Annotated in this window: 3 protein-coding genes; all 3 read left to right on the forward strand. The window is 73.9% G+C overall.

From position 1 onward, the window contains the following. The first annotated feature begins 646 nt into the window (after nucleotides 1-646). The 3 genes from AAHZ94_RS28950 (at nucleotide 647) to AAHZ94_RS28960 (ending at nucleotide 4,322) form a co-directional block, all read left to right on the forward strand. Nucleotides 647-1,684 carry a LysR family transcriptional regulator gene (locus AAHZ94_RS28950; RefSeq protein WP_349996590.1) on the forward strand — a complete coding sequence of 346 codons (1,038 nt, stop codon included), beginning with the start codon at nucleotides 647-649 and terminating at the stop codon, nucleotides 1,682-1,684. A gap of 304 nt (nucleotides 1,685-1,988) precedes the next feature. Then, nucleotides 1,989-2,855: a MerR family transcriptional regulator gene (locus tag AAHZ94_RS28955; protein WP_349996591.1), complete on the forward strand. Its 867-nt coding sequence runs from the start codon at nucleotides 1,989-1,991 to the stop codon at nucleotides 2,853-2,855. Nucleotides 2,856-3,812: 957 nt separating this feature from the next. Beyond that, nucleotides 3,813-4,322, forward strand: coding sequence for a GNAT family N-acetyltransferase (locus tag AAHZ94_RS28960; RefSeq protein WP_349996592.1), 510 nt, complete (start codon nucleotides 3,813-3,815; stop codon nucleotides 4,320-4,322). The last annotated feature ends 235 nt before the right edge of the window (nucleotides 4,323-4,557 follow it).

Genomic DNA, 4,557 nt, shown 5'->3' on the forward strand with positions numbered 1-4,557 from the left:
GGCCGCCGGGGGGGGGGGGCCCCCCCCCCCCCCCGCGGCGGGGGGCGGGGGGGGGGGGGCGGCGGGGGGGGGGGGGGCGGCCCCCGCCGGGCATTTCCGCAGGTCGTGGCCGTACGCCGGCTCGGCTTGCTGATCCGCCTCCCGGCTCGCTGATCCGCCTCCCGGCTCGCGGATTCCCGGGGCTCATGGATTGGGCCCCATCGATCGGCCCCGTTGCCCGTCGCCCCGCCGTCCTGCGATTGCCGGGCCCACCGATTGGTGGCCGATCGAACTCCGGCCCACGGAACTCCGGCTCACCGAACTCCGAGCCCATCGAACTCCGAGCCCATCGAACTCCGGCCCACGGAACTCTGGGCCGGCTCCGGATCGCCCCGTGGAAAACTCCCGTCCCGTCGCCCGGCCCTTTCGCGTCCCGTATCCGCATATCCCACCCTTTCCCGTGTCCCGGGGAAAGGGGCGACCGGTGCCGGGGATTTTTCGGGAGTGGAGCGGCGGTAGGGTCGTAGGCTCGGTAAATGCGGGCGCGGCTGGCCGCTGAGGTGGAAGGTGAGGGGCGGGGATGTCCTTACCCGGGGCGCTGGGGGCGGAGTCGGGGAAGGGGCGGGGGCAGCCACTACAGACTCCGTTGCCCTTGCTCGATACGACGATGGACCAGCTCCGCACGCTGATCGTGGTGCGGGAGACCGGGACGGCGCTGGGCGCGGCGCGGGTGCTCGGGCGGGAACAGTCGAGCGTGCAGAAACAGCTCGACACGATGAACCGGAATTTTCGGGAATTGTGCGGGGAACCGCTCGTACTGAAGCAGGGGCGCGGTAAGGACGTGTTGTTCACCGGCACCGGTGAAGCGCTCGTCGCATTGGCGCGGGACACGCTCGACGAGTGGCTGGACGGAATACACGAGTCCAGACGGCGGCTCGGAAAGTCGCTCGACGTGGGCACCACCCGATTCACCCTCGGATATCTGGCGGGCGCCGGTGAACGGGTCGCCGCGGAATTCCAGCAGCGGGGCGTGGAACTCAAGGTCGGACACGTACGCACCCGCGACGTGCTCGGTCGGCTGCGGGCCAAGGATGTGGACCTGGTCTGCGGCAGCGTGGTGACCCGGCCGGGCAACGATGCGGACCTGGCCGACGTGGAGGTCATGGAATGGCGGCGCAGCGGCCTGTCGCTGCTCACCAACCTGCCCGCCAGCCGGCTGCCCGGCCCCACCGTCGTCGCCAGCGAACTGCGGCGGCTGCCGCTCGTGGTCTCCACCAGCGGGCTGATGGCCGGGGTGCTGCACGCCTGGTTCGGGCCCGACTTCCGCAACCGAGTGCGCGTCGCGGCCGAGATCGACACCGTCAACTACGGCTATGAGCTGCTGCGTTCGGGCCTCATCGACGGGTGCATCGTGGTCACGACCGGGGTCGGCCAGGCGGCCCGCGACCCGCGGACCGCGTACACGCGCGGTCTGCGCGTGGTGGACCTGGTCAATGACGCGGGCCCGCCGGTCGAGGTGCTGCTCGGCGCGTTCGTACGGCGCGGCGAACGGGCCGGCTACGCCGCCGACCATCCGCTGAACGTGCTGTGGGGCGCGCTGCTGGCCGAGAGCGACCGGTGGCGCGCCGAACAGCGGTGGCCGACGCCCGGCATGGAGCCCGACCCGTTCGCGGCGCTCAGCGCGTACCACCCGAGCGAGAGCTGACGCCCGCCCGTGCTCGCCGGCCAGGGGCCCGGCTGGCCGTGTTGGTTCGGCTGGGTTGGCCGGGCCGGGTTGGCATGGGTGCCGGGTGCCGGGTGCCGGTGTGGTGGTGGGGTGCTCGGGTGGGGCGGCGAACGGGGGGTGCGCGGGTGGGGGCCCGGCGGGTGGTCGTGGGCTGCTCCGCCGGAGGCTCGTACGGCGGTGTCTGCGGGAACGGCTGGTCAGGGCCGTGTCGTCCGGGAGGGCCCGGCCTGGGAGGGGCGCGCTTGACCATGACACCGTGTGAGGCCCTGCACTGGAGGGCGTCATGTTCAGCATCGGAGACTTCGCCAAGCACGGCCGCGTGTCGGTCCGCATGTTGCGTCACTACGACGCCATCGGGCTGCTGCGCCCCGCCCACGTCGACCCGTACACCGGTTACCGCGGCTACCGGGCGAGCCAGCTCGCCCGCCTCAACCGGGTGATCGCCCTCAAGGAACTCGGCTTCACGCTCCAGCAGGTGCGGGCCGTGCTCGACGAGGAGGTGGACGTCGGGGAGTTGCGCGGCATGCTGCGGCTGCGGCGGGCCGAACTCGCGGCGGCCATGGCGGCCGACGCGGCGCGGCTGACCGGCATCGAAGCGAGGCTCCGGACGATCGAGAGTGAGGGAACCATGTCCGCAGACGAAGTGGTCATCAAGAGCGTGCCCACCGTACGGGTGGCCGAGCTGTCCGGCATCGCCGAGAGCTTCGAGCCGGAACACATCGGGCCGGTCATCGGGCCGCTGTACGAGGAGCTGTTCCGCCGGCTCGCGACGGCCGGCGTGCAGCCGGCCGGGCCTGCGATCGCGTACTACGAGCCTGGCCCGGCCGACGCCCCCGAAGGCTCGGTCGCCGTGCACGCCGCGGTGCAGGTGGCTGGGCAGGCGGGGGTAGAGGTTGGGGCGCAGGTGGGGGTTGGACCCGATGCCGGCCACGGGTTCGACGTCGTGGACCTGCCCGGCGTGGAGCGGGCCGCGACCGTCGTCCACCGCGGCTCGATGGACGCGATCCTGCCGACCGCCCAGACCCTCGCCCGCTGGATCGAAGCCAACGGCTACCGCGCCACCGGCTACGCCCGCGAGCTCTACCTGGACTGCGACGGCCCGAAGGAGACCTGGGTGACGGAACTCCAGGAAGCGGTGAGCGAGGCGTAGCGGTGTAGGAGGCGTGCCGCGGGGCGGGGCGCCCGGGTGTGTGTCTGGGGGCGTGCCCGGGTGCGTGCCTGGGTGTCTGTCTGGGCTTGCGCTCGGGTGTGTTGCCCAGGTGTGTCCGGGTGCGGGGTGGGCGTGTCCGGGGGTGGGGTGTCCGGGTGCGTTGCCTGCGGGCGCGAGGGTGCTTCGCCGCAGGGGGTGCCTGGGGCAAGGCACCTGCCGCAGGGGGCGCCCGGGGCGGGGAGCACTTGGGCACGGCCTGGGTGGGGGTCGGGTGTGTTCCCCGGTGGGTGGGTGGGGACCTCGCCGCAGCCGGGCCCCCAGCCGCCGTGCCACCCCGCTGCCGCGGCCCGCTGCCCACGGCCCGTGTCCCGGAGTAACCCGCCTTCGGGACCCGGGCCGTGTTAGCGTGCACGACGCGGAGCCAGCCGGACCGGCTGTGCGCCACACCAGGCGCACCAGAGACACCAGGTGCACCAGAGACGCCCGAAGAGCCAGAGGCATCAGAAGCACCAGTGCGGTGCCGGAGGTGCGGGGCCAGGAGAGGGAGGTGAGTTGATGACTGTCGTAGAGGCCGCTGCCGTGTGCAGCGCCCGTCGGACCATCCTCACGTCCCGGGCCCCGGTCTGATCTGACGTGCGTCCCGCCCGAGCCTGACGGCTCATGGGCGCGGGCCAGCCCGTTCGTCGGGGCCCCTTCACCAAGGGTCTTCCGTTGTCCCATCCTGATCCGTCCCTCCTTCCTCCATCGCACCCTCCTTCGTCCCACGCCCCGCCGCTGTTCCCGTTGGAGCACGGCCGCGCCGAGGTGGGGGCGCACACCGTCCCGCCCCGGCCCGCTGCCGGGCCGGCCACGGCTCGGGCCGACCTGCGCCACGCACCCGGCCGCGACGACGAACCCGCCACCCACCCCACCCGCGCCCTTGACCACGGCCCCCGCCCCACCGAGAACGGAACCGCCATGACCACCTGGACCACCCGCCCGGAAACCACCGAGGACATCCCCGCCATCCGCGCCATCGTCCGGGCCGCCTTCCCCACCGCGGAGGAGTCCGAACTCGTCGACGCCCTGCGCGCCGACCCGCAGGCGTGGATCGACGGCCTGTCCGTGGTCGCCGTCGCCCCCGACGGGACGCCGGCCGGACACGCGCTGCTCACCCGTTGCCACGTGGACGGCGCACCCGCGCTCGCCCTGGCCCCGTGCGCCGTACTGCCGTCGGCCCAACGCACCGGCGCCGGCTCCGCCGCCATCCGGGCCGCGCTGGACGCCGCCCGGGCCCTGGGCGAAGACCTCGTACTCGTCCTCGGACACGCCGACTACTACCCGCGGTTCGGCTTCGTCCCCGCCTCCCGCTTCGGCATCCGAGCCCCCTTCGACGTACCCGACGAGGCCATGATGGCCCTGACCTTGGACGGCACCCGCCCGGTACCCGCCGGCACCATCGAGTACGCAGCCGCCTTCGGCGTCTGACCCGCGGGGACCACTACCGCTACCACTACCACTAGCGCCCACCGCTATCGCCGCCGCTGACAATCGGCGGTTGTCGGCCCCATGCCCCGGCCCGCCGGTACGGGGCGTGGGGCCCGGCCGGGGCCGGCCGGGGGGGCCCGGGGGGGGGGGGGGGGGGGGGGGGGGGGGGGGGGGGGGCCCCGGGCGGGGGGCGGGCCCCCCCCCCCCCCCGCGACGGTGCGGTTCACGACGCGGC

The organism is Streptomyces sp. HSW2009 (genome assembly GCF_040240285.1).
GTDB lineage: Bacteria > Actinomycetota > Actinomycetes > Streptomycetales > Streptomycetaceae > Streptomyces.

Coding starts and splice junctions, on each gene's coding strand:
- AAHZ94_RS28950 (WP_349996590.1), top strand. CDS start 647: ATGGACCAGCTCCGCACGCTGATCGTGGTGCGGGAGACCGGGACGGCG.
- AAHZ94_RS28955 (WP_349996591.1), top strand. CDS start 1,989: ATGTTCAGCATCGGAGACTTCGCCAAGCACGGCCGCGTGTCGGTCCGC.
- AAHZ94_RS28960 (WP_349996592.1), top strand. CDS start 3,813: ATGACCACCTGGACCACCCGCCCGGAAACCACCGAGGACATCCCCGCC.